Source organism: Duganella phyllosphaerae, assembly GCF_001758785.1.
Classification (GTDB): domain Bacteria; phylum Pseudomonadota; class Gammaproteobacteria; order Burkholderiales; family Burkholderiaceae_D; genus Rugamonas; species Rugamonas phyllosphaerae.
This window is the reverse complement of record NZ_LROM01000137.1, coordinates 1-24,731: the sequence shown is the minus strand read 5'-3', so window position 1 is coordinate 24,731 and position 24,731 is coordinate 1. Positions and strand designations below refer to the sequence as shown.

Sequence of the window (24,731 nt, the reverse complement as noted above, 5' to 3'; positions counted from 1 at the left end):
GATTTAGATTTGGTCTTTTAGAGACCAAGTGCTGTATGTTCTTTAACAATCTGGAAGAAGTAAGTAGATTTTTATGTGTCGTGTTACGGTAAAACGTAGCGCGATGGGTAATGATTGTATGTATCAACAAACGCAACAACGTAGTACTTCTTATTCCTATAAACGCTCCTTGTTTAGTCGCAGGGGCTAACGTTATAGGGACAAGTGAATAAGTGCACATGGTGGATGCCTTGGCGATTACAGGCGATGAAGGACGTAGTAGCTTGCGATAAGCTGCGGGGAGCTAGCAAACAAGCTTTGATCCGCAGATTTCCGAATGGGGAAACCCGGCCTTTTAGGTCATTGCATACTGAATACATAGGTATGCAAAGCGAACGCGGCGAACTGAAACATCTAAGTAGCTGCAGGAAAATAAATCAACCGAGATTCCCAAAGTAGTGGCGAGCGAAATGGGAAGAGCCTGTACGTGATAGTCGATTGAATAGTGGAATGCTCTGGAAATGGCAGCCATAGCGGGTGATAGCCCCGTACACGAAATTCAAACGGTGGTACTAAGCGTACGACAAGTAGGGCGGGACACGAGAAATCCTGTCTGAATATGGGGGGACCATCCTCCAAGGCTAAATACTCGTAATCGACCGATAGTGAACCAGTACCGTGAGGGAAAGGCGAAAAGAACCCCGGGAGGGGAGTGAAATAGATCCTGAAACCGTGTGCATACAAACAGTAGGAGCGGACTTGTTCCGTGACTGCGTACCTTTTGTATAATGGGTCAGCGACTTACATTCAGTGGCAAGGTTAACCATATAGGGAAGCCGTAGAGAAATCGAGTCCGAACAGGGCGATAGTCGCTGGGTGTAGACCCGAAACCAAGTGATCTACTCATGGCCAGGATGAAGGTGCGGTAACACGCACTGGAGGTCCGAACCCACTAATGTTGAAAAATTAGGGGATGAGCTGTGGGTAGGGGTGAAAGGCTAAACAAACTTGGAAATAGCTGGTTCTCTCCGAAAACTATTTAGGTAGTGCCTCAAGTATCACCATCGGGGGTAGAGCACTGTTATGGCTAGGGGGTCATCGCGACTTACCAAACCATTGCAAACTCCGAATACCGATGAGTGCGAGCTTGGGAGACAGACGTCGGGTGCTAACGTCCGGCGTCAAGAGGGAAACAACCCAGACCGCCAGCTAAGGTCCCAAAGATTGGCTAAGTGGAAAACGAAGTGGGAAGGCTAAAACAGTCAGGATGTTGGCTTAGAAGCAGCCATCATTTAAAGAAAGCGTAATAGCTCACTGATCGAGTCGTCCTGCGCGGAAGATGTAACGGGGCTAAGCCAGTCACCGAAGCTGCGGATATCCGCAAGGATATGGTAGGAGAGCGTTCTGTAAGCCTGCGAAGGTGTCTTGTAAAGGATGCTGGAGGTATCAGAAGTGCGAATGCTGACATGAGTAGCGATAATGGGGGTGAAAAGCCCCCACGCCGTAAGCCCAAGGTTTCCTGTTCAACGTTCATCGGAGCAGGGTGAGTCGGCCCCTAAGGCGAGGCAGAGATGCGTAGCTGATGGGAAGCAGGTTAATATTCCTGCACCGTCGTATGATGCGATGGGGGGACGGATCGCGGAAGGTTGTCTGCCTGTTGGAATAGGCAGTTTCTGGTTCATAGAAGGCGCTTAGGCAAATCCGGGCGCGTAATTCAAGGGACTGGGACGAAGAACTTCGGTTCTGTAGCAATCGGAAGTGGTTCCAAGAAAAGCCTCTAAGCTTCAGTCATACGAGACCGTACCGCAAACCGACACAGGTGGGCGAGATGAGTATTCTAAGGCGCTTGAGAGAACTCGGGAGAAGGAACTCGGCAAATTGGTACCGTAACTTCGGGAAAAGGTACGCCCCGGTAGCTTGGTCACTTTACTGTGATAGGGCGAAAGGGTTGCAATAAACTGGTGGCTGCGACTGTTTAATAAAAACACAGCACTCTGCAAACACGAAAGTGGACGTATAGGGTGTGACGCCTGCCCGGTGCTGGAAGATTAAATGATGGGGTGCAAGCTCTTGATTGAAGTCCCAGTAAACGGCGGCCGTAACTATAACGGTCCTAAGGTAGCGAAATTCCTTGTCGGGTAAGTTCCGACCTGCACGAATGGCGTAACGATGGCCACACTGTCTCCTCCCGAGACTCAGCGAAGTTGAAGTGTTTGTGATGATGCAATCTACCCGCGGCTAGACGGAAAGACCCCATGAACCTTTACTGTAGCTTTGCATTGGACTTTGAATCAATCTGTGTAGGATAGGTGGGAGGCTTTGAAGCGGGAACGCCAGTTCTCGTGGAGCCAACCTTGAAATACCACCCTGGTTCATTTGAGGTTCTAACCTTGGCCCGTTATCCGGGTCGGGGACAGTGCATGGTAGGCAGTTTGACTGGGGCGGTCTCCTCCTAAAGTGTAACGGAGGAGTTCGAAGGTACGCTAGTTACGGTCGGACATCGTGACGATAGTGCAATGGCATAAGCGTGCTTAACTGCGAGACTGACAAGTCGAGCAGGTACGAAAGTAGGACATAGTGATCCGGTGGTTCTGTATGGAAGGGCCATCGCTCAACGGATAAAAGGTACTCTGGGGATAACAGGCTGATTCCTCCCAAGAGTTCATATCGACGGGGGAGTTTGGCACCTCGATGTCGGCTCATCACATCCTGGGGCTGTAGCCGGTCCCAAGGGTATGGCTGTTCGCCATTTAAAGTGGTACGTGAGCTGGGTTTAAAACGTCGTGAGACAGTTTGGTCCCTATCTGCCGTGGGCGTTGGAAATTTGAAGGGGGCTGCTCCTAGTACGAGAGGACCGGAGTGGACGAACCTCTGGTGTACCGGTTGTCACGCCAGTGGCATTGCCGGGTAGCTAAGTTCGGAAGAGATAACCGCTGAAAGCATCTAAGCGGGAAACTTGCCTTGAGATGAGATTTCCCAGAGCCTTGAGCTCTTTGAAGGGTCGTTCGAGACCAGGACGTTGATAGGCTGGGTGTGGAAGTGCAGTAATGCATTAAGCTAACCAGTACTAATTGCCCGTACGGCTTGTCCCTATAACCTTAGCAGGTTATAGGGAATAAGAAGTGCGTTGGAACGTTCGTTGATACAACAACTTCATTACCCCAGTATTTAATACTGCTACTTGCTTCTCCCAGATTCTGGGCAACGTTCACCAGAACGCGGCCCGTACAGTTCAATGCCTGATGACCATAGCAAGTCGGTCCCACCCCTTCCCATCCCGAACAGGACCGTGAAACGACTTTGCGCCGATGATAGTGCTGCAACCAGTGTGAAAGTAGGTTATCGTCAGGCTAGTTATATAGAAAAAGCCCCAACCAGTGATCTGGTTGGGGCTTTTTTGCGTTTGCAACCTGCATAAACTGGATTCCCGCCTGCGCGGGAATAACGAAGCTGTCGAATTAAATGGATTAGAAGTGGTACGCGGCCTTCAGTTCCAGGAAGTTCGCGCCGCCATTCGGGCGCTTGATGCTGGCGTTGGAGAAGTGTTGCAGCTTGAGGGCGACTTCCCAGTTGTTTTGCATGACGTAACCGATGCCGATGTGGTCGCCGAACTGGAAGGCGGTCGACAATTCCCGGCTGTCGTTCTTGTACAGGCTGGACAAGAGGTGAACGCCGATGCCGGCTTCGTAGTAAATCCCCTTCTTGTTGTCATTCTGGAAGCGGAACACCGGGGTGAAACCCACGTCCCACAGGCCTTTTTCCAGGCCCGGCACGTTGCGGTACTGGTTTTGACGCCAATAGCCGACGCTGCCTTCCCAGTAGCCACTCAGGTGGGTACCGTTCGACTGGAACCATTGTTTTTCCCAATCATTGGCCGCGCTCAGGCGCACCATGCGCTGCTTGGGCCCGGAGCCGTAGTCGACCGAAACCGAGTCGATCAGTTTATCCTGGGCCATAGCTGCCTGGCTCATCATGAGGGCGGCCACTGCCGCCATTAGTGTCTTCGCGAACATAGTATCCTTGTGTTTATACCGACTTGATCTGTGCTGTATGCTGGGTTGATACGGCTGGCAGGATTGTACCGGGGTTCCGGATTTTCTTCCGGCGCACCGTTGTTTTGATTATCTTCAGGAGCAAGATTGTCTATGCGTATCGCATTTCTCGGTATTGGCTTGATGGGAGACCCCATGGTCCGGCGCCTGCTGGCGGCCGGCCACGCGGTCACGGTCTGGAATCGCACCCACGCCAAGGCACAGGCGCTCGCTGACGCCGGCGCGCAGCCGGTGGCCCAGCTGGCCGATGCAGTGCGCGACGCCGGCATCGTCATCTCGATGCTCGAAGCCGGGCCGGTCGTGGCGCAAGTCATGCATGACGCCTTGCCGTCGCTGGCGCCCAAGGCCTTATGGGTGGACATGAGCTCCACGCAACAGGCCGAGGCGCAGGCATTTCATGCGTTGCTGCAAGGGCAGGGCAACCGCTTTATCGATGCGCCGGTGTCCGGCGGCGTGGGCGGTGCGGCGGCTGGTACGCTGGCCATCATGGCTGGTGGCGATGTCGATGATTACGCCGAAGTTGCGCCGGTGTTGGAGGCGATGGGGCGACCTACCCTGGTGGGGCCGGCTGGCAGCGGCCAAGTGGCCAAGCTGTGCAACCAGCTGATCGTCGGTGCGACCATCAACATCGTGGCCGAGGCCATGCTGCTGGCCCAGGCGGCCGGCGCCGACCCCGCAGCGATGCGCGCGGCCATACGCGGCGGCTTTGCCGAGAGCAAAATTCTCGACGTCCATGGCCAGCGCATGTTGGAGCGTAATTTTGTTGCCGGCGGTAAGGTGGCGACGCAAGTCAAGGACCAGCGCAACATCCTCGCGGCGGCAGCGGCTGCCGGGGTAGTGTTGCCGGTGACTGCGCTGGTGACCGAGCGGTTCGAGGCATTGGTGGGAGCAATGCCGCAGGCGGACCACTCGGCGGCGTTAGTCGGGCTTGAAGAGTTGAACCCGGGAATACGGGTGGGGAGTGGGCCAGATCGAGTTTGAGTCGTTGGCTGCCTGGAGAAATTGGATTCCCGCCTACGCGGGAATGACGACTCAAAAGCTGGCGGCTGACGGTCACGCCGTCATTTCGCCTCGGCGGACCGCCTCGATGGCGGCAATCTGATCTAGTTCACCAGCGGCAAACTCTTCTCCACCATCCGCACCCAGAAACTCGCCCCGATCGGCAGCAGGTTGTCGTTGAAATCGTAGCTGCCGTTGTGCAGCACGCAAGGGCCCAGCCCGTGGCCGCCGTCGCGGTGGTCGCCTTCGCCGTTGCCGATGAACATGTAGCAGCCGGGCTTGGCCTGCAGAAAGTAGGCGAAATCTTCCGCGCCCATGGTCGGCTCTACCTGGTCGTCCACCCGGTCGGCGCCCAGCACCTCTGTCATCACTTCCACCGCGAAACGGGTTTCGGCCGGGTGGTTGACCAGTGGCGGGTAGTTGCGGCGGAAGCGGAATTCGGCTTCGGCGCCGAACGCTGCGGCCGTGTGGCGGGCGATTTCTTCCATGCGCTGTTCGATCAGGTCGAGCACGGGCCAGGTAAAGGTGCGCACCGTGCCCACCATCTTGGCATCGTCGGGTATTACGTTTGTGGCGCTGCCGGCGTGGATTTGCGTGATCGACAGCACGGCCGTGTCGAGCGGACTTTTCTGACGGCTGATGATGGTCTGCCAGCTTTGCGCGATCTGCACCGCCACCATCACCGGATCGACACCCTTGTGCGGTTGCGCGGCGTGAGCGCCCTTGCCCTTGATGGTCAAGTAGAACTCGTTACTGGACGCCATCATCGGGCCCTCCACCACGCTCATGTGGCCGGCCGGAATGCCGGGCCAGTTGTGCATGCCGTAGATCGCATCCATCGGGCATTGGTCGAACAGGCCGTCCTCGATCATGCGCTTGGCGCCGGCGCCACCTTCTTCGGCGGGCTGGAACACCAGGTACACGGTGCCGTCGAAGTTGCGGTGCTCGGCCAGGTGTTTGGCGGCGCCCAGCAGCATGGCGGTGTGGCCGTCGTGGCCGCAGGCGTGCATCTTGCCCGGGTGGCGCGAGGCATGGTCGAAAGTATTGATTTCCTGCATGGGCAGCGCGTCCATGTCGGCGCGCAGGCCGATCGAACGTTCAGATGTGCCGTTCTTGATGATGCCGACCACGCCGGTCACGCCCAGGCCGCGGATCACGGGGATGCCCCACTGCGTGAGCTTGTCGGCAATCACGTCGGACGTGCGCTGCTCTTCGTAGCAGAGTTCTGGATGGGCATGCAGGTCGCGGCGGATCTGCTGTATTTCGGATTGAAACGCAATGATGGGATCAACTAGTTTCATCTGCTTCTCCATATGGGGTGTCGCTTGCCTTGTGAGTAGCGAGAAAGACCATTGTAGCCCGTGTGCGCAAACTTTATCCAGAGCGGACTCAAGCCGGCATGGGATCGCCGCTAATCGTTTACCATATTGTTTTTACGCATCCCGCCTTTTGGATCCAGACATGACAAGCACACAAGTTCGCGCGGCGTGCCCGCTCGACTGCCCCGACACCTGCGCCCTGCTGGTGACCGTGGAAGACGGCGTGGCCACCGCCGTCAAGGGCGACCCCGACCACCCGACCACGGCCGGCGTGCTGTGCACCAAGGTCGCCCGCTACACCGAGCGTACCTACCACGACGAGCGCCTGCTGTACCCGCTGCGCCGCGTCGGTGCGAAAGGCGAGGGCAAGTTCGAACGCATCAGCTGGGACGAGGCGCTGCGCACCATTGCCGAGCGCCTGGCGCCGATTGCCGCGCGCGACCCGGAAGCGATCCTGCCGTACAGCTACTGCGGCACCATGGGTTTGATCCAGGGCGAGTCGATGTCGTCGCGCTTTTTCAACCAGCTGGGCGCTTCGCTGCTGGACCGCACCGTCTGTGCCACCGCCGGCGCCACCGGTTACAAGTACACCATTGGCGCGTCGGTCGGCACCGACATGGAGCAGTTTCAAAATGCCAAGCTGATCATCATCTGGGGCGGCAATCCGATCGCGTCCAACCTGCATTTCTGGACCCGCGCCCAGGAAGCCAAGCGTCACGGCGCCAGGCTGATCGCCATCGACCCGTACCGCTCGCTGACGGCCGAGAAATGCCATCAGCACATCGCGCTGCTGCCCGGCACCGACGCCGCGCTGGCGCTGGGCCTGATGCACGTGCTGATCGCCGAAGACCTGCTCGACCACGACTACATTGCCGATTACACGCTCGGCTTCGACCAGCTCAAGGCACGCGCGGCCGAGTGGACGCCCGAGCGCACCGCCGCCACCTGCGGCATCAGCGCCGATGAAGTGATTGAGCTGGCGCGGCTGTACGGTCAGACCGCCAAGGCCGGCCTGCCGGTGGCGATCCGCACCAACTACGGCGTGCAGCGTGTGCGCGGCGGCGGCATGGCGGTGCGCAATATCGCCTGTCTGCCGGCATTGGTCGGCGCCTGGCGCCATGCGGCAGGCGGGGTGCAACTATCGTCGAGCGGTTCGTTCCCGACCAACAAGCCAGCGCTGCAACGACCCGACTTGCTGAAAAAAACGCCGCGCACCATCAACATGACCACCATCGGCGACGACCTGCTGCGACCCGGCTCGGCCACGTTCGGCCCGCAGGTGGAAGCAGTGATCGTGTACAACTCGAACCCGGTGGCGATTGCCCCCGATTCATCGAAAGTGGCGGCCGGTTTCGCCCGTGAAGACCTGTTTACGGTCGTGCTCGAGCAGTTCCAGACCGACACCGCCGACTACGCCGACATCGTGCTGCCGGCCACCACCCAGCTCGAGCACATCGACGCTCACACGTCGTACGGCCACCTGTACATGATGGCCAACAATGCCGCCATCGCGCCGCTGGGCGAGTCCAAGCCCAACACGGAAATTTTCCGCCTGCTGGCGCGCGCGATGGGCTTTACCGATCCATGCTTTGCCGAGACCGACGACCAGCTGGCCGCGCAGGCGTTCAAAACCGGCGACACGCGTGCCATGCATTTCGACTGGGAATCGCTGAAACAACAAGGCTGGCAAAAGCTCAACATGCCCGAGGCGCCGTTCGCCCACGGCGGCTTTTTCACCCCGTCGGGAAAGTGCGAGTTTTATTCGGCCCAGATGGCGCGCGATGGTCTCGATCCGTTGCCTACTTACCTCGAACCGTATGAATCTGTTGCAAGCAACCCTCAACTTGCACAGCGCTACCCACTGGCGATGATTTCTCCGCCGGCCCGCAATTTCCTCAACTCGACGTTCGTCAACGTCAAGAGTTTGCGCGCCGCCGAAGCCGAACCGCACCTCGATCTCCATCCATCGGATGCTGCCGCGCGCGGTGTCGCCCATGGGGAAATGGTCAGAATTTTCAATGATCGCGGCGCGTTCGAGGCCCGCGCACGCGTGACCGACAAGGCCCGTGTCGGGCTGGTGGTTGGATTATCAGTGTGGTGGAAAAAGCTTGCCAGCGACGGCAAGAATGCCAATGAAGTCACCAGCCAGAGGCTCACCGACATGGGCCGCGCACCGACGTTTTACGATACACTCGTACAGGTTGAAAGAGTTAGTGCTTGAAGGTAATGTATGCGCAAATTTGCCCGCCGAGTTCTTCGCACCAGGTACTGGCTGGTGACGGCGTGCACGCTGGCGATGCTGGCCGGCTGCGCGCAATTCAAGTATTACATGCAGGCAGCGCAAGGACAATACTCGCTGTGGTCGGACGCCCGTCCGATCGATGACTGGCTCGGCGACCCCGCCACCGATCCGCAGCTCAAGGCCCGGCTCGAAAAAGCGCTGCTGATTCGCCGCTTCGCGGTGCAGGAACTGAACCTGCCCAACAACGCCAGCTATAAAAACTACGCCGCGCTGTCGCGCCCGTTCGTACTGTGGAACGTGGTGGCCACGCCCGAGCTGTCGCTGCGGCCGATCCAGTGGTGCTTCCCGATTGCCGGCTGCGTCAGCTACCGCGGCTACTACAGCAAGAACGACGCCAACGCCTATGCCGACGAGCTGCGCGCCGAAGGCAACGACGTGCAGGTGGGCGGCGTGCCGGCGTATTCCACGCTGGGCTGGTTCAGCGACCCGCTGCTGTCGACCTTCATCAATTACTCGGACGCCGAACTGGCGCGCATGGTGTTCCACGAACTGGCGCACCAGGTGGTGTACGTGGCGGGCGACACCCAGTTCAACGAAAGCTTCGCCACGGCGGTGGAAGAGGCTGGCGTGCAGCGCTGGCTCGAGCTCTACGGCACCGACGAGATGCGCCTGGCCTACGCGCGCTACAACGGCCGCCGCGCCGAGTTTCTGGCGCTGCTGGTGCGCCACCGGCAAATGCTGGCCGATAACTATGCCAGCAAGACCAGCATGCGCCACCGCCGCGCCGAGAAGGCGCGCATCTTCGCCCACCTCCAATCCGACTATCTAAAACTCAAGGAAAGCTGGGGCGGCTACGCCGGTTACGACCGCTGGTTTGCCGAACCGCTGACCAATGCCCACTTGACCGCAGTGGGCGCTTACCATGATTACCTGCCGGCATTTAGAAGCTTGCTCAAGCAAGAAAGAACGTTCGTGCGATTTTATGGTGCAGTGCAAAAATTGGCTACGCTTGATTTTGCTCAACGACAGCAGCGCCTCGATCAACTCGCGCGCACCGCAACAGCCGATACCGTCCCCGCAGCGACCGGACAAACTACCGGGTCCGGCATGTTGTAAGGCGGGCCGGATATCGACGCGATGCTGCTATGCAGCATGATTTCACCCTCTTGACGCGTTAGAAGCGACGTTCTAATTATGTTTAAATGCGCTTGCGTCCGCGTCAACTGACCGATAGCATCGCGTTATCAGCAGGCTCGAACAGTGCGCGCAGACGACACTCGACTCCTGAACCGGCACTGTGCGCCGGCCCACAACGATAACGAGACAAGAGGCGCAGGCATGGAAAAAATCTGGTTGAAGTCCTATCCCCCCGGCATGCCGGCCGAGATAGACACGGCACAGTACGGTTCCCTGGTGCAGTTGCTGGAAGAGTCGTTCCGCAAGTACGCAGACCGCAATGCCTACGTCTGCATGGACAAGTACCTCACCTACGCCGAACTCGACGATTATTCCAGGCGCCTGGGCGCCTGGCTGCAAAGCCGGGGCATGAAGCAGGGCGCACGGGTCGGCATCATGATGCCGAACGTGCTGCAGTACCCGGTCGCGATCGCCGCCATCCTGCGCGCCGGCTACACCGTCGTCAACATCAACCCGCTGTACACGCCGCGCGAGCTCGAGCACCAGCTCAACGACTCCGGCTGCAGCGCCATCGTCATCCTGGAAAACTTTGCGCACACGCTCGAGCAGGTGCTGCTGCGCACCCAGGTCAAGCACGTGGTCGTCGCCACCATGGGCGAGTTGCTGGGCTTTGCCAAGGGCCTGCTGGTCAACTTCGTGGTGCGCAACGTCAAGCACCTGGTGCCGGCGTACTCGCTGCCCAACGCGGTGCGCTTCAAGTCGGCGCTGTCGCACGGCGCCGGCATGAAACTGACGCCAGTCGACATCAAGCCCGCCGACCCCGCCTTCCTGCAATACACGGGTGGCACCACTGGCGTGGCCAAGGGCGCCGTGCTGACGCACCAGAACGTGATCGCCAACATGCTGCAGATCGAAATGTGGTCGGAGCCGGCCGTGGGGGTGGTCGAAGGCCAGCCGGTGATGGTGGCGGCGCTGCCGCTGTATCACATCTTCGCGCTGACCGTGTGCGCCATGTGGGGCATGCGCAGCGGCATGCTCAACCTCCTGATTCCGAACCCGCGGGACATCGGCGGCTTCATCAAGGAGCTGGGCAAGTACCGCTTCAATATGCTGCCGGCGGTAAACACCCTGTACAACGGCCTGCTCAACCATCCCGACTTTGGCAAGCTCGATTTCTCCGGCTTGAAGCTCAGCTTTGGCGGCGGCATGGCGGTGCAGCAGGTGGTGGCCGAGCGCTGGTTCAAGGCCACCGGCTCGCCGATCATCGAGGGCTACGGCCTGTCCGAAACCGCGCCGGTCGCCACCTGCAACCGCGGCGATGCGACCGCTTTCAGCGGCACCATCGGCCTGCCGGTTCCGTCCACCGACATCGCCATCCTCGACGACGACGGCAACCAAGTGCCGCTGGGCCAGCCAGGTGAAATCGCCATCCGTGGCCCGCAAGTGATGGCCGGCTACTGGAACCGCCCGGACGAAACGGCGAAGGTGATGACCGCCGACGGCTACTTCAAGTCGGGCGACATCGGCATCATGAACGACGGCGGCTACGTGAAAATCGTCGACCGCAAGAAGGACATGATCCTGGTCTCCGGTTTCAACGTTTATCCGAACGAACTGGAAGAAGTGATCGCCGCCCATCCAGGCGTACTCGAGTGCGCTTGCGTGGGCGTGCCGGACGAGCACTCGGGCGAGGCCGTCAAAGTGTTCGTGGTGCGCAAGGACCCGAACCTCACGGCCGAGACCCTGATGGCGTATTGCAAGCAAAACCTGACCGGCTACAAGAAGCCGAAATACATCGAATTCCGGGATGAACTGCCGAAAACCAATGTCGGCAAGATCTTGCGGCGCATGTTGCGCGACGAAGACACCCCACCACAGAAAAAAACGAACGAGAAGGCTGTATAACGATGGAAAAAATCTGGCTCAAGTCCTACCCGGAGGGCGTCCCGGCGGAAATCGACAGCACCCAATTCCGCTCGATCACGCACTTGCTGGAAGAAGCCTTCCGCAAGTACGCCGACCGCAACGCCTACGTGTGCATGGACAAGTTCCTCACCTACCGCGAGCTCGACCAGCTGTCGCAACAGATGGGCGCCTGGCTGCAAAGCCTGGGCCTGTCGCCCGGCGCGCGGGTGGCGATCATGATGCCGAACGTGTTGCAGTACCCGGTGGCGATGGCAGCCATTCTGCGCGCCGGCTACACCGTGGTCAACGTCAACCCGCTGTACACGCCGCGCGAGCTGCAGCACCAGCTGATCGACTCCGGTTCCGAAGCCATCATCGTGCTGGAAAACTTTGCTGTCACCTTGCAACAGGTAATCGCCAACACCAGCGTCAAGCACGTGGTGGTGGCCACCATGGGCGATATGCTGGGTTTCCTGAAAGGCGCGATCGTCAACCTGGTGGTGCGCAAGGTCAAGAAAATGGTGCCGGCGTACTCGCTGCCCGGTGCGATCTCGTACAAGAAAATGATGGCGGACGCCGCCGGCATGACCTTGAAGCCGGTCAAGCAGGGCCATGACGACATCGCCTTCCTGCAATACACGGGCGGCACCACGGGTGTCTCGAAGGGCGCCGTGCTGCTGCACCGGAATATCATCGCCAACGTGCTGCAAAACGAGGCGTGGCTGCAGTTCAAGCATTCGGAGGACCAGCTGGTGTTCGTGGCGGCGCTGCCGCTGTACCACATCTATTCGCTCACCGTCAGCGCCTTCATGGGCATGCGCATGGGCGGCCTGACCCTCTTGATTCCGAATCCGCGCGACATTCCGGGCTTCGTCAAGGAACTGGCCAAGTACCGCGTGGCGGTGCTCCCAGCGGTCAATACCCTGTACAACGCGCTGCTCAACAATGCCGATTTTGCCAAGCTCGATTTCTCCAGCTACTCGGTGTGCAACGGCGGCGGCATGGCGGTGCAAAAGGCCGTGGCCGACAAGTGGCTCAAGGTGACCGGCACGCCGATCATCGAAGGCTACGGCCTGTCCGAAACCTCGCCGGTGGCCACCGCCAACCGGGTGGACATCAAGGAATTCACCGGCACCATCGGCCTGCCGATTCCATCGACCGAAGTGATCATCATCGACGACGACGGCCGCGAAGTACCGCTGGGCCAGACCGGAGAAATCGCCATCCGTGGCCCGCAGGTGATGGCCGGCTACTGGAACCGCGCCGACGAAACCGCCAAGACCATGACCGCCGACGGCTACTTCAAGACCGGCGACATCGGCATCATGGACGAGCGCGGCTACACCCGCATCGTCGACCGCAAGAAGGACATGATCATCGTCTCCGGCTTCAATGTGTACCCGAACGAAGTGGAAGGCGTGGTGGCCGGCCACCCGGGCGTGCTGGAAGTGGCGTGCATCGGCGTGCTGGACAAGAATTCGGGCGAGGCCGTCAAACTGTTCGTGGTGCGCAAGGATCCGAACCTGACGGCCGAGCAATTGCTGGACTTTTGCAAGCACGAGCTGACCGCGTACAAAAAGCCGAAGTTCATCGAGTTCCGCGATGAGCTGCCGAAGACCAACGTGGGCAAGATCCTGCGGCGGCAGTTGCGGGATGAGAAGACTGCGGCTTAAGGAAACAGTTCAGTCTCTTATACGCGCTATGGATCCCCGCGTACGCGAGGATGACGGCTTTACAGCCGCTGGATGTGGATGCGTCATCCCCGCGCAGGCGGGGATCCAATTCAAGCCTTCCCCACCCCGGCCCGGCCATTGCGCACCACGAAGCTGGCCGCAGTCGCGATGCCACTCCCCGCATCGTGCACATCGGCCAGCGCCTGGAAGTGCGCGGTGGTCTTCTCCGGCGTCACGTCCAGCAGCATGAATCCGCGCTGGTCGCTCTTGCCATACTTGATCCCCGGATTGATCGCCACGAACTCCTCGGTACGCTTTTGCGGCCGTGACGGCGACGTGATCGACGTGCCGCAAAACTCGCTGGCCAGCACCTGGTTGCTCTTCGATGCGGCGCGGGTGGGATAGCGGCTGATCTCGGCCGCGAAAAAGCTGTGGACGTCGCCCGACAGCACCAGCGGGTTGCTGGCACCGCTGGTGCGCAGCGACTCGAGCAGCCGTTCACGTGCCCGAGGATAGCCATCCCAGCCATCGGTCCAGATCCGCACGTCCGCTTCCTGCCTGAAGGGCAGCTGGCTGTTCTGCGCCATCAGGGTTTGCTGCGCCAGGATGTTCCAGCGCGCGGGCGACGACGCCAGCCCATCGTCGAGCCAGCGCTGCTGGACGTCGCCGAGCATGGTGCGCCTGGCATCACCCAGCGCCGCGCAGTCGCGCCGGATCACCGAGGTGGAGCCACCGCGCCCCCTGGGTGGGCAGGCGTGCCAGGCGCGGTACTGGCGGTCGTCGAGCACGTGGAAGCGCGCCAGCCGCCCCCAGTCGTAGCGCTGGTAGATGCGCATGTTGGCAAAGTCGCCGGGCTTGGGCACCGACAGGCGCAGCGGCATGTGTTCGTAGAAGGCCTGGTAGGCCGCTGCGCGGCGCAGCACGAATTCGGGGTTGAGCCGTTCGTCGCGGTCGGCCGCGTAGTCGTTGGCCACCTCGTGGTCGTCCCAGGTGACGATCCATGGTGCCGCGTGGTGGGCAGCCTGCAGGTGGGCGTCGCTCTTGTACTGGGCGTAGCGGTTGCGGTAGTCGGCCAGCGTGAACGATTCCGAGACGCGCACGGCGCGCTTCGGATGCCGGAGCTGGTACGGGCCCCATTCGTAGATGTAGTCGCCGAGGAAGGCCACCAGGTCGGGTGCGGCGGCGGCAATGTGGCGGTGGGCGGCGTAGGTGCCGAACTCCCAGTGCTGGCACGAAGCCACGGCCAGCTTCAGGCGCTCGGGCATGCTGGTCGCTGCCGGCGCGGTGCGGGTGCGGCCGACGGGGCTGACCGCATCGCCGAGGATGAAACGGTAGAAGTACCAGCGCCCGGGCGCCAGGTTGGTCACATCGACGTGCACGCTATGGGCCAGCGCCGGCGTGGCGCTGGCCGTGCCCTTGGCCACGAGGCGGCTGAAGTGTTCATCGTCGGCCACCTCCCAGCGCACCGGCAGCGCCACGGCGGGCATGGCGGCTGCATTCAATGGATCATGGAGGATGCGGGTCCAGATCACGACCGCATCGGGCAGGGGCGAGCCGGAGGCCACGCCCAGGCTGAACGGGTAGGCGCCCTGGCTGGCGCTGGCGGGGATGGCGGTGCGTGTTGCTGCCTCGCTGCTGCCAGTGCCGCTGCGGGTGTCGTGGCATGCTGCCAGCGTGGCCAGCCCGGCCAGGTGGCCGGCGGTGGCCAGGAAGATACGGCGCTGGCTATCCATGGCGCGGCTGATCCACGGTGATGCCCGGGCAGGTCATCCGGCGGCTATCCACGGCGGCGCGTCAGGCGCGTCATCCCGCTTGCCCCGGCAACGCGTGGATCAGCGTCTCGATCGGCGGCACCTTGCGCGGCTTGCGGTCGGAGTCGGTGGCCACGTAGGTGAGCACGGCCTCGGTCACCTTGACGGTATCGGCCTGCAGGCGGTTGCGCTCCGCGTACACCTCGACGTTGACGGTAATGGACGTATTGCCAACCTTGACGATATCGGCATAAAACGACAGCAGGTCGCCGACGAACACGGGATTCTTGAACACGAACGAGTTGACCGCGATGGTCGCCACGCGGCCGTTGGCGCGGCGGGTGGCCGGCAGCGAGCCGGCGATATCGACCTGCGCCATGATCCAGCCGCCGAACACGTCGCCATAGACATTGGCGTCGGACGGGGAGGGCATCATGCGCAGTTCCGGCATTTTCCCAGCGGGCAGGCCCCGGTTGATGGTGGTGATGGCAAGCGGGGTTTTTTCTGGGGTGGTCATCGTGAAATCTCGGCAAGGGCTACAATGTCCAAGATTGAACCATAAAAAGCCCAGCGCTGCCCACCCCTCCCGACCTTGTCCCTATGCGCCGTTACCCGAATTCGCCAGCCGACCCCAGTGTCCAGCCAGCTCCCCGTACCCGTACCGACCTCGCCACCCTGAAAACCCTGCTGCCCTACCTGTGGGTGTACAAGTGGCGCGTGCTGCTGGCGCTGGGCTGCCTGGTCGGCGCCAAGCTGGCCAACGTGGGCGTGCCGATCGTCATGAAGCGCCTGATCGACTCGCTCACCATCACCCCGCAGCACCCGCAGGCGCTCTTGGTGCTGCCGGTGGCGGCGCTGGTGGTGTATGGCTTGCTGCGCCTGTCCACCACCGTGTTTACCGAACTGCGCGAGTTCCTGTTCGCGCGGGTAACCCAGCGCGCGGTGCGCACCATCGCGCTGCAAGTGTTCCGCCATTTGCACGCGCTGTCGCTGCGCTTCCATTTGAATCGCCAGACCGGCGGCATGACGCGCGATATCGAGCGTGGCACTCGCGCGGTCGGCTCGCTGATCTCCTACACACTGTTCAACATCCTGCCCACGCTGGTCGAGATCACGCTGGTGCTGGGCTACCTGGTGCTGCATTACGATATCTGGTTCAGCGTGATCACGCTGGTGGCGCTGGTGTCGTACATCACCTTCACGGTCACGGTGACCAACTGGCGCACGCACTTCCGCCGCACCATGAACGACCTCGATTCCAGGGCCAATACCAAGGCGATCGACTCGCTGATCAACTACGAGACCGTCAAGTACTTCGGCAACGAGGACTACGAGGCGAAACGCTACGACGAAGGTCTGCAGAACTACGAGTCGGCGGCGGTCAAGTCGCAAACCTCGCTGTCGGTATTGAACACCGGGCAGTCCTTGATCATCGCGGTGGCGGTCACGCTGATCCTGTGGCGCGCCACCGTGGGCGTGATTGCCGGCACCATGACCCTGGGCGACCTGGTGCTGGTGAACTCGTTCATGATCCAGCTGTACATACCGCTGAACTTCCTCGGCGTGATCTACCGCGAGATCAAGCAAAGCCTGGCCGACATGGAAAAGCTGTTCTCGCTGCTGGACCAGAACCGCGAAATTGCCGATGCCAAGGACGCGCAGCCGCTGGCGACAAGGGGCGCGGAAGTACGCTTCAACCACGTCGACTTCAGCTACGAGTCCAAGCGGCAAATCCTGTTCGACGTCGATTTCACGATTGCCCCCGGCACCACCACCGCGGTGGTGGGCCACAGCGGTTCGGGCAAGTCGACGTTATCGCGCCTGCTATTCCGCTTCTATGAAGTCAACACCGGCAGCATCTCGATCGACGGCCAGGATTTGCGGTCACTGACGCAGGATTCGGTGCGCCACGCGATCGGCATCGTGCCGCAGGATACGGTGCTGTTCAACGACACCATCGAATACAACATAGCCTACGGCAAGCCGGGCGCCACGCGCGACGACATCGTGGCCGCTGCCCGCGCGGCGTCGATCCACGAGTTCGTGGAGAGCCTACCGGACGGCTACGCCACCATGGTCGGTGAGCGTGGCCTGAAACTGTCGGGCGGTGAGAAGCAGCGCGTGGCGATTGCCCGCACCCTGCTCAAGAACCCGGCGATCCTGATCTTCGACGAAGCCACGTCGGCGCTCGACTCCAAGGCCGAGCAGGCGATCCAGGCGCAGTTGAAAGAGATCGCCAGGAGCCGCACCACGCTGGTCATCGCGCACCGCCTGTCCACGGTGGCCGACGCCCAGCAGATCCTGGTGCTCGACCACGGCCGCATCGTCGAACGCGGAACCCACCAGGCGCTGCTGGCGGCCGATGGCCTGTACGCCCAGATGTGGCAGCGCCAGCAGGCGAGGCAAGACGAAGAAGTCGCGCCACAATGAAAAAAGCCCGTTCAGTCGCCTGAACGGGCTTTGTCACTTCACGGCGCCGACTTCTATCAGGCAGCGTCCTTGATCATTTCTTCGTCGCCCGGATGGGCCAGCTCGCCCTCCCACTTGGCAACCACCGCAGCAGCGACGCCGTTACCGACGACGTTGGTGGCCGAACGCGCCATGTCCAGGAAGTGGTCGATACCGAGCAGCAGCAGCAGGCCCGCCTCCGGGATATTGAACTGGCTCAGGGTGGCGGCAATCACCACCAGCGAAGCGCGCGGCACGCCCGCGATACCCTTGGAGGTGACCATCAGTACGGCCATCATGGTGATCTGCTCGGCCAGCGTCATCTCGATGCCGTAGGCCTGGGCGATGAACACGGTGGCGAAGGTGCAGTACATCATCGAGCCGTCGAGGTTGAACGAGTAGCCGATCGGCAGCACGAACGAGGCGATACGGTTACGCACGCCGAAACGCTCGAGGCCTTCCAGCGTTTTCGGATACGCCGCTTCGCTCGAGGCGGTGGAGAAGGCCAGCAGGGCCGGGCCGCGCAGCTCGGCCATCAAGGCGAACACGCGCCTTTTCAGGAACAGGAAGCCGGCAAACATCAGCAAGCCCCACAGGATCATGATGCCCAGGTAGAACTCGGCCATGAACACGCCGTAGGTGGACAGCACACCGAGGCCGCTCTTGGCGATGGTGCCGGCAACGGCTGCGAACACCGCGACCGGCGCGAACGCCATCACGTAACCGGTGACCTTGAGCATGATGTGGGCCAGGCCGTCGAGCGCGTCGATCAGGGCCTTGGCTTTTTCGCCGATGGCAGCTGCGGCGATACCGAAGAACAGCGAGAACACGACGATCTGCAGGATTTCGTTCTTGGCCATGCCATCGACGATGGACGCCGGCACCAGGTGGGTGACGAAGTCTTTGAGCGACAGCGACGACGCCACGATGCCGGTGTTGGACGCGGCGGTGGACATATGGCCGAGCAGCGCATCACCAGGACGGAACAGGTTGACCAGCACCAGGCCCAGGCTCAGCGACATGACCGAAGCGAGGAAGAACCAGCCCATGGTTTTCAGGCCGATACGGCCCACTTCGCTGGCATCACCCATGCGGGCAATGCCGACCACCAGGGTGGCAAATACCAGCGGCGCGATGATCATCTTGATCAGGCGCAGGAACACGGTGGTCAACAGGGACATCGAATCAACGAAACCGGTGGGCGTGGCCACGTTGGCGTTGACGAAATAGCCGGTAATAATGCCTAGCACCAGGGCAGCCAGGATGTAGGTGGTCAATCGGCTTTTTTTCTGCATGTTCTAGCTTCCCTGTGATAGTGTCTCTTTGGACGTTGCTTGCCGCAGAGAGGTTCTGCGCCAGCGCAATCTGGTTCAAAATAAAGTCATTGCCTCCAGGTGCGGAGGTATGATCCGGTCAATGTCAGCCTTGTGGGTTGATGAAACATTGAGCAACGTTGAGCAAGTGACGCAGTATCCTTGGGGCCAAGGTCACTGTCAAGCTTGCGTGGACGCCATTCCACACCGATTCTTTCCCGCGCTCCCGTGGCGACAAAAATATGATAGCGATCAGCAATCTCAGCAAATGGTATGGCCAGTTCCAGGTCCTCGCCGACTGCACCACCAACGTTGCCAAGGGCGACGTCATGGTGATCTGCGGCCCGTCCGGTTCGGGCAAATCGACGTTGATCAAGACCGTCAACGGCCTCGAGCCATTCCAGCAGGGCAATATCACGGTGGCCGGTATTTCCGTGGGCGACCCGCGCACCGACCTGCCCAAGCTGCGGGCACGGATCGGCATGGTATTCCAGAACTTCGAACTGTTTCCCCACTTATCGGTACGGCAGAACCTGAACCTGGGCCAGGTCCAGGTACTGGGTCGCAGCGAGGAGGAGGCTACTGCGCGCGGCTTGCTGTACCTGGACCGGGTGGGCTTGCTGTCGCAGCAGGACAAGTTTCCCAACCAGCTCTCCGGCGGCCAGCAGCAGCGGGTGGCGATTGCCCGCGCGCTGTCGATGGACCCGATCGCCATGCTGTTCGATGAACCGACCTCGGCGCTCGATCCGGAAATGATCAACGAGGTGCTCGACGTGATGGTGGGGCTGGCGCAGGAAGGCATGACCATGATGGTGGTCACCCACGAGATGGGCTTTGCGCGCAAGGTGGCCAACCGCGTGGTGTTCATGGACCAGGGCAGGATTCTCGAGGATTGCGCCAAGGAAGAGTTTTTCGGTGCGCCGCGTTCCGAGCGCGCACGGGAGTTTTTAGCGCGTATTATTCATTAGGTAGTGAGGCGGCCCGGTGGCAGCGGTGCAAAAACACCTGAACATGAGCGGCCTGAAGGTGGTCACCAACCCGGTTACCGCCGCCAACCGCATCCCGCTCATGGCCAACGGCACCATCGACCTCGAGTGCGGCTCCACCACCAACAACGCCGAGCGGCAAAAGCAGGTGGCGTTCGCGCCCACCATGTTCGTGATTGCCAACCGGCTGCTGACCAAGAAGTCTTCCAACATCGGTTCGCTGGCTGACTTGAAAGGCAAAACCCTGGTGGCCACGGCCGGCACCACCACCCACAAGCAGATGACCATGCTTAACGCCGAGCGCAAGCTGGGCATGAAAATTCTGGTCGGCAAGGACCATCCCGAATCGTTCCTGATGCTGGAAACGGGCCGCGCCGTGGCCGAGGCCAACGACGACATCCTGCTGGCCGGCCAGGTCGCCACCGCGCGCAACCCGGACCAATACGTGATCGGCAGCGAGGCGCTGTCGGTCGAACCGTACGGCATCATGCTCAGGCGTGGCGACCCGCAATTCAAGGCCGTGGTCGATGCCGCGCTCACCGACCTGTACCGGTCCGACGAATTTGCCAAAATCTATGCCAAGTGGTTCACCAGTGCTATCCCGCCGCGCGGCATCAACCTCAAGTTCCCGATGTCGCCCCAACTGAAGGCGGCCATCGCCAAGCCGACCGACTCACCGGACCCGGCCGCCTATACGGTGAAGTAACCCTCGCACGCGCCGGGCTGCCGCCATGGACTACCACTGGAACTGGGCCATCTTCGGCGAGCTATCGCCGGACGGTGTGCGTCCCTACTGGCAAACCCTGGCGGGCGGCCTGGGCTGGACCCTGGCCACGGCGCTGGCCGGCTGGGTGATGGCGCTGGCATTGGGCTTTGCCATCGGTGCGCTGCGTACGCTGCCGTCACCGTGGTGGCGCCGGCTTGGTACCGCGTACGTGGAATTGTTTCGTAATATCCCGTTGCTGGTGCAAATGTTTTTATGGTATTTCGTCGCGCCCGAGTTGCTGCCGGCGGCGCTGGGCGAGCAGGTCAAGGTGTTGCCCAATGCGCCGTTCGTTACCGCTGTCGTGTGCCTCGGCTTTTTTACGTCGGCGCGGGTGGCGGTGCAGGTGACGGCCGGCATCGAGGCGCTGGCCGGCGGCCAGCGGCTGGCGGCACTGGCGCTGGGGCTGAAGCTGCGGCAAACCTACCGCCACGTGCTGCTGCCGCTGGCGCTGCGCATCATCATGCCGCCGCTCACCAGCGAGTTCCTCAACATCATCAAGAACAGCTCGGTCGCGCTCACCATCGGCCTGATGGAACTGACCGCCAGTGCACGCGCGTTGCAGGAGTTTTCGTTCCAGGTGTTCGAGGCGTTTGCCGCCGCCACCATGATCTACGTGCTGCTCAACCTGCTGGTAACGGCCGCCATGCACCGGCTCGAACGCCGGCTGGCGCTGCCGGGCACGTTGGGAGGCCGCTGATGTTTGCCGATTTCGACGTCGACGTCATCGCCCGCTCGTGGGTGTACCTGTTCCAGGTCGGCATGGCGTTTACCTTGCAACTGACAGTGCTGTCGATGCTGGGCGGCGTGATGCTGGGCACCTTGCTGGCGCTAGCGCGCCTGTCGGGCTTTGCGCCGCTGGCACTGGCGGCCAGCGCGTACGTCAACCTGGTGCGGGCGGTGCCGCTGGTGCTGGTGATCTTCTGGTTCTATTTCCTGGTGCCGTACTTGGCGGCATGGCTGATCGGCGCCCCGGAACCGGTCAAGGTGGGCACGTTCTGGTCGGCCTTGATCACGTTCACGCTGTTCCAGGCCGCGTACTATTGCGAGATCATGCGCGGCGGCATCCAGGCGATTCCGCGCGGCCAGGTGCTGGCGGCGCAAGCACTGGGCCTGCGTTACTGGCAGGTGATGGGCCGCGTAGTGCTGCCGCAGGCGCTGCGCAACATGCTGCCGGTACTGCTCACGCAGACCATCGTACTGTTCCAGGACGTCTCGCTGGTCTACGTCCTCTCGGTCCCCGACTTTGTCGGCGCCGCCAGCAAGATCGCCCAACGCGACGGCCGCCTGGTGGAAATGTACACGTTCGTGGCAGCCGTGTATTTCGTGCTGTGCTGTGCACTGTCGTGGCTTTCGCGCCACCTACTTCGGGGTCAGTGCCGACATTCGGACACGAACTGAGCACTATCTGCTTGAGCCCGTGTCCGAATGTCGGCACTGACCCTGAAGTGCGGGTCTGCTAGTATGCGCGGTTTGTTGACGCTAACGGAAATATCTATGCCTACCTTGACCAAACTTGCCGGCGCCATGCTGGTCCTCGGCATGCTTGCCAGCGCCCATGCTGCCGACAGGATCGCCGCCGACCTGGTGCTTACGCAAGCGATCCTGATCGACGTGGCCGGCGGCCAGGCCGTGCGCGGCAAATCGGTGGTGCTCAGGGACGATCGCATCATCGCCGTGGTCGACGACCGCGACCTGCGCAATTACGCCGCGCGGCGCACCATGCGCTTGCCGGGCAAGTACCTGATGCCGGGCCTGTGGGACACCCATGTGCACTTCGGTGGCGGACCGGCGCTGATCGACGAGAACAAGAACCTGCTGCCGGTGTACCTGGCCTACGGGATTACCACCGTGCGCGATTGCTCGGGCGACCTGCCCGATACGGTGCTGTCGTGGCGCGACCAGATCAACCACGGCCAGCTCGAAGGCCCCACCATATTTACTTCCGGCGCCAAGCTCGAAGGCTACAAGCCGCTGTGGAAAGGCACCATCGAAGTGGGTACGCCGGAAGAAGTGGGCAAGGCGCTCGACCGCCTGCAGGCGCAGAAAGTAGATTTCGTCAAGATCACCGAAAACACGCTCAAGCCCGAGCTGTACCTCGAAGCGCTGCGCCAGGCCAGGGAGCGCGGCATGCGCACGTCCGGCCACATCCCGGTACAAAAGACGCTGGCGCAAATGTTCGACGCCGGCCTGGGCACGGTCGAGCACCAGTCGTACCTGCTGCGCGCAGCCACCCCGCGCGAAGCCGAGCTGACCGCGCAGGTGGCAGCCGGCGCCTTGACCGGCAAGCAGGCGATGGCACTGAGCCTGGCGAGCTACGACGAGCCGACCGCGCGCGCGTCGTTCCGCCACATGGCGTCGAAAGGCACAGCCGTGGTACCCACGCTGTCGGTATCGCGCGTGGTGGCCTATCTCGACATGGAAGACCACAGCCACGACGAAGCGCTGCAATACATCGGCCCCGGCCTGCGCGCCACCTACGACTGGCGCGTGCAGCGCGCCGCGCAAGACAATCCCGAGCAGATCGCGCTGCGCAAGGCCACGTTCGAGAAATCGGCCGCGCTGCTGCCGATCCTGGCGCAGGAAGGTGTGAGCATCATCGCTGGCACCGACGCCGGCTTCTTGAACTCCTATGATTACCCTGGCCAGGCGCTGCATGACGAGATCGGGCTGTACGTCAAATACGGCCTGACGCCGGCGCAGGCGCTGCAATCGGCCGTCATCGCCGGCCCGCGCTTCCTGGGCAAGCTGGACCGCTACGGCAGCCTGGCAGCGGGCAAGACGGCCGACCTGCTGGTACTAGACGCCAATCCGCTGCAAGACATCAGCGCCACGCGCCAGATCCGCACCGTGGTCAGCCGCGGCAAAGTCTACGACCGCGTCATGCTCGACCAGTTGCTGGCGCAAGCGAAGGCCAGGGCCGGCTCGGCCCAAAAACACTAAGTGGCTGGGCTAGGGAAGCAGTGTGTCCAACTGGACCACTGCGAGACCACTCCGTGTGCGGATTGCATTGTCATTCGTAATGAAATACTTGCAAGCAGCCGAGGTCGCGGTGGCGACGTGAATGACATCGACAAACCGCAAGCGATCTTCCGCACGCATGCGCGCGGCATGGTCGAAAATCTCGCTGTCATGTGGAAGAATGGTCAGGAAGTTACTTGACTGGAAAAAATCGCGTGTTGTGGGATCATCCTGGTATCCATCTTGCGATACGGTCCCACCATGGTTTCCACCACGGCGATTTCCCCTGTGAAGCCGATGATTTCCCTGTTGCTTATTGCTCGCAAATCGCATAGGTAGCGTCCAGCACGTCGTCCTGACGCAAGCCTGCCTGCGCAATAAGTTCTGGCGGTAGTGTGAGCTTCCTTAGTTTCTCTAGACGAACCTTGGACATGACGGCCTCCTGGCGAGAGTTTTCATCTTACGCTCTCCCGCACAGAGTTCAAGCGACCGGGACGGCAGGCGCTCCAGGTCGCGCCGCAACAGGTAAAATATCGCATTCCGCCGTTTTACCCATCCTGGTAGCCCGAAAACAGCCTGAAAGCCCCGCCATGTCCGACTTCGAAACCCTCCCCGACAGCATCACCATCACCCGTCCCGACGACTGGCACCTGCACCTGCGCGATGGCGCCACGCTGGCCAGCGTGCTGCCGCATAGCGCGCGCCAGTTTGCGCGTGCCATCGTGATGCCGAACCTGAAGCCGCCGGTCACCACCGCTGCCGCCGCCGTCGCCTACCGCGACCGCATCCTGGCCGCGCTGCCGGCGGGGATGGCGTTCGATCCGTTGATGACGCTTTACCTGACCAACAACACGCCACCGGAAGAAATCGTGCGCGCCATCGACAGCGGCGTGGTCCACGCCGTCAAACTGTACCCGGCCGGCGCCACCACCAATTCCGACGCCGGTGTGACCGACATCGCCAACTGTTACAAGACCCTGGAAAAAATGCAGGAAGTGGGCATGCCGTTCCTGGTGCATGGCGAAGTGACCGACCAGGACATCGACCTGTTCGACCGCGAGGCCGTATTCATTGAACGCGTGATGCGCCCGCTGCGCCGCGATTTCCCGGCCCTGAAAATCGTCTTCGAGCACATCACCACCAAGGAAGCGGCGCAGTACGTGGCCGAGGCGGAAGGTCCGATCGCGGCCACCATCACCGCCC

Annotated in this window: 17 protein-coding genes, 2 rRNA genes and 1 pseudogene; 14 read left to right on the top strand and 6 right to left on the bottom strand. The window is 61.3% G+C overall.

The features are described 5' to 3' along the window. The first annotated feature begins 198 nt into the window (after positions 1-198). Both DUPY_RS23410 and rrf read left to right on the top strand, forming a co-directional pair. Positions 199-3,071, top strand: a 23S ribosomal RNA gene (locus DUPY_RS23410). A gap of 146 nt (positions 3,072-3,217) precedes the next feature. After that, positions 3,218-3,330 (top strand): 5S ribosomal RNA (rrf, locus tag DUPY_RS23405). Positions 3,331-3,446: 116 nt separating this feature from the next. Here rrf and DUPY_RS23400 read toward each other — a convergent pair. Continuing rightward, the gene (locus DUPY_RS23400) at positions 3,447-3,974 is read right to left on the bottom strand and encodes an acyloxyacyl hydrolase (protein ID WP_229255479.1); all 528 of its coding nucleotides are present in this window, start codon (positions 3,972-3,974) and stop codon (positions 3,447-3,449) included. A 192-nt stretch (positions 3,975-4,166) separates the two neighbouring features. Here DUPY_RS23400 and DUPY_RS23395 point away from each other — a divergent pair, with 192 nt between their 5' ends. After that, a complete protein-coding gene (locus tag DUPY_RS23395) occupies positions 4,167-5,012 on the top strand; it encodes an NAD(P)-dependent oxidoreductase (RefSeq protein ID WP_070251563.1) in 846 nt (281 codons plus the stop codon). Between the two features lie 122 nt (positions 5,013-5,134). Here the strand turns inward: DUPY_RS23395 and DUPY_RS23390 are convergent, their stop codons facing one another. Next, positions 5,135-6,331 (bottom strand): M20 aminoacylase family protein, encoded by a 1,197-nt coding sequence (locus DUPY_RS23390; protein WP_070251566.1) that lies wholly within the window; start codon positions 6,329-6,331, stop codon positions 5,135-5,137. 160 nt (positions 6,332-6,491) lie between these two features. Here DUPY_RS23390 and DUPY_RS23385 point away from each other — a divergent pair, with 160 nt between their 5' ends. From DUPY_RS23385 to DUPY_RS23370, 4 genes are all read left to right on the top strand, one after another. Beyond that, positions 6,492-8,570 (top strand): molybdopterin-containing oxidoreductase family protein, encoded by a 2,079-nt coding sequence (locus DUPY_RS23385; RefSeq protein ID WP_070251562.1) that lies wholly within the window; start codon positions 6,492-6,494, stop codon positions 8,568-8,570. A 9-nt stretch (positions 8,571-8,579) separates the two neighbouring features. Continuing rightward, on the top strand, positions 8,580-9,707 hold the full coding sequence (locus DUPY_RS23380; protein ID WP_070251561.1) for an aminopeptidase: 1,128 nt from the start codon (positions 8,580-8,582) through the stop codon (positions 9,705-9,707). Between the two features lie 222 nt (positions 9,708-9,929). Continuing rightward, the gene (locus DUPY_RS23375; RefSeq protein WP_070251560.1) at positions 9,930-11,633 is read left to right on the top strand and encodes a long-chain-fatty-acid--CoA ligase; all 1,704 of its coding nucleotides are present in this window, start codon (positions 9,930-9,932) and stop codon (positions 11,631-11,633) included. A 2-nt stretch (positions 11,634-11,635) separates the two neighbouring features. Beyond that, entirely contained in the window at positions 11,636-13,306 is a 1,671-nt protein-coding gene (locus tag DUPY_RS23370; protein WP_070251559.1) for a long-chain-fatty-acid--CoA ligase, read from the top strand. 110 nt (positions 13,307-13,416) lie between these two features. Here the strand turns inward: DUPY_RS23370 and DUPY_RS23365 are convergent, their stop codons facing one another. Both DUPY_RS23365 and DUPY_RS23360 read right to left on the bottom strand, forming a co-directional pair. Next, positions 13,417-15,039 carry an alkaline phosphatase D family protein gene (locus tag DUPY_RS23365; protein ID WP_084640869.1) on the bottom strand — a complete coding sequence of 541 codons (1,623 nt, stop codon included), beginning with the start codon at positions 15,037-15,039 and terminating at the stop codon, positions 13,417-13,419. A 70-nt stretch (positions 15,040-15,109) separates the two neighbouring features. Then, complete coding sequence (locus DUPY_RS23360) at positions 15,110-15,574, bottom strand: acyl-CoA thioesterase (RefSeq protein ID WP_070251558.1); 465 nt, start codon at positions 15,572-15,574, stop codon at positions 15,110-15,112. Between the two features lie 83 nt (positions 15,575-15,657). On the opposite strand from DUPY_RS23360, the gene DUPY_RS23355 reads away from it, so the two are divergent. Then, positions 15,658-17,487: an ABCB family ABC transporter ATP-binding protein/permease gene (locus DUPY_RS23355; protein ID WP_070251557.1), complete on the top strand. Its 1,830-nt coding sequence runs from the start codon at positions 15,658-15,660 to the stop codon at positions 17,485-17,487. A gap of 56 nt (positions 17,488-17,543) precedes the next feature. Here the strand turns inward: DUPY_RS23355 and DUPY_RS23350 are convergent, their stop codons facing one another. Further along, positions 17,544-18,800, bottom strand: coding sequence for a dicarboxylate/amino acid:cation symporter (locus tag DUPY_RS23350; RefSeq protein WP_070251556.1), 1,257 nt, complete (start codon positions 18,798-18,800; stop codon positions 17,544-17,546). Between the two features lie 260 nt (positions 18,801-19,060). Between DUPY_RS23350 and DUPY_RS23345 the strand changes: the two genes are divergently transcribed. The 5 genes and pseudogenes from DUPY_RS23345 (at position 19,061) to DUPY_RS23325 (ending at position 23,510) form a co-directional block, all read left to right on the top strand. Continuing rightward, positions 19,061-19,786, top strand: coding sequence for an amino acid ABC transporter ATP-binding protein (locus tag DUPY_RS23345; RefSeq protein WP_070251555.1), 726 nt, complete (start codon positions 19,061-19,063; stop codon positions 19,784-19,786). A 16-nt stretch (positions 19,787-19,802) separates the two neighbouring features. Beyond that, a pseudogene (locus tag DUPY_RS23340) lies at positions 19,803-20,510 on the top strand (transporter substrate-binding domain-containing protein); the annotation flags it as partial. 25 nt (positions 20,511-20,535) lie between these two features. Further along, entirely contained in the window at positions 20,536-21,267 is a 732-nt protein-coding gene (locus DUPY_RS23335; protein ID WP_070251554.1) for an amino acid ABC transporter permease, read from the top strand. After that, positions 21,267-21,968 (top strand): amino acid ABC transporter permease, encoded by a 702-nt coding sequence (locus DUPY_RS23330; RefSeq protein ID WP_070251553.1) that lies wholly within the window; start codon positions 21,267-21,269, stop codon positions 21,966-21,968. The genes DUPY_RS23335 and DUPY_RS23330 overlap by 1 nt, the downstream gene beginning before the upstream one ends. A 96-nt stretch (positions 21,969-22,064) precedes the next feature. After that, complete coding sequence (locus DUPY_RS23325) at positions 22,065-23,510, top strand: amidohydrolase family protein (RefSeq protein WP_070251552.1); 1,446 nt, start codon at positions 22,065-22,067, stop codon at positions 23,508-23,510. A gap of 9 nt (positions 23,511-23,519) precedes the next feature. On the opposite strand, the gene DUPY_RS29290 is transcribed toward DUPY_RS23325, so the two are convergent. Next, complete coding sequence (locus DUPY_RS29290) at positions 23,520-23,861, bottom strand: type II toxin-antitoxin system VapC family toxin (protein WP_071651689.1); 342 nt, start codon at positions 23,859-23,861, stop codon at positions 23,520-23,522. Positions 23,862-24,118: 257 nt separating this feature from the next. On the opposite strand from DUPY_RS29290, the gene DUPY_RS23320 reads away from it, so the two are divergent. Next, a partial coding sequence (locus tag DUPY_RS23320; protein WP_084640868.1) for an amidohydrolase family protein occupies positions 24,119-24,731 on the top strand: 613 nt, incomplete at its 3' end.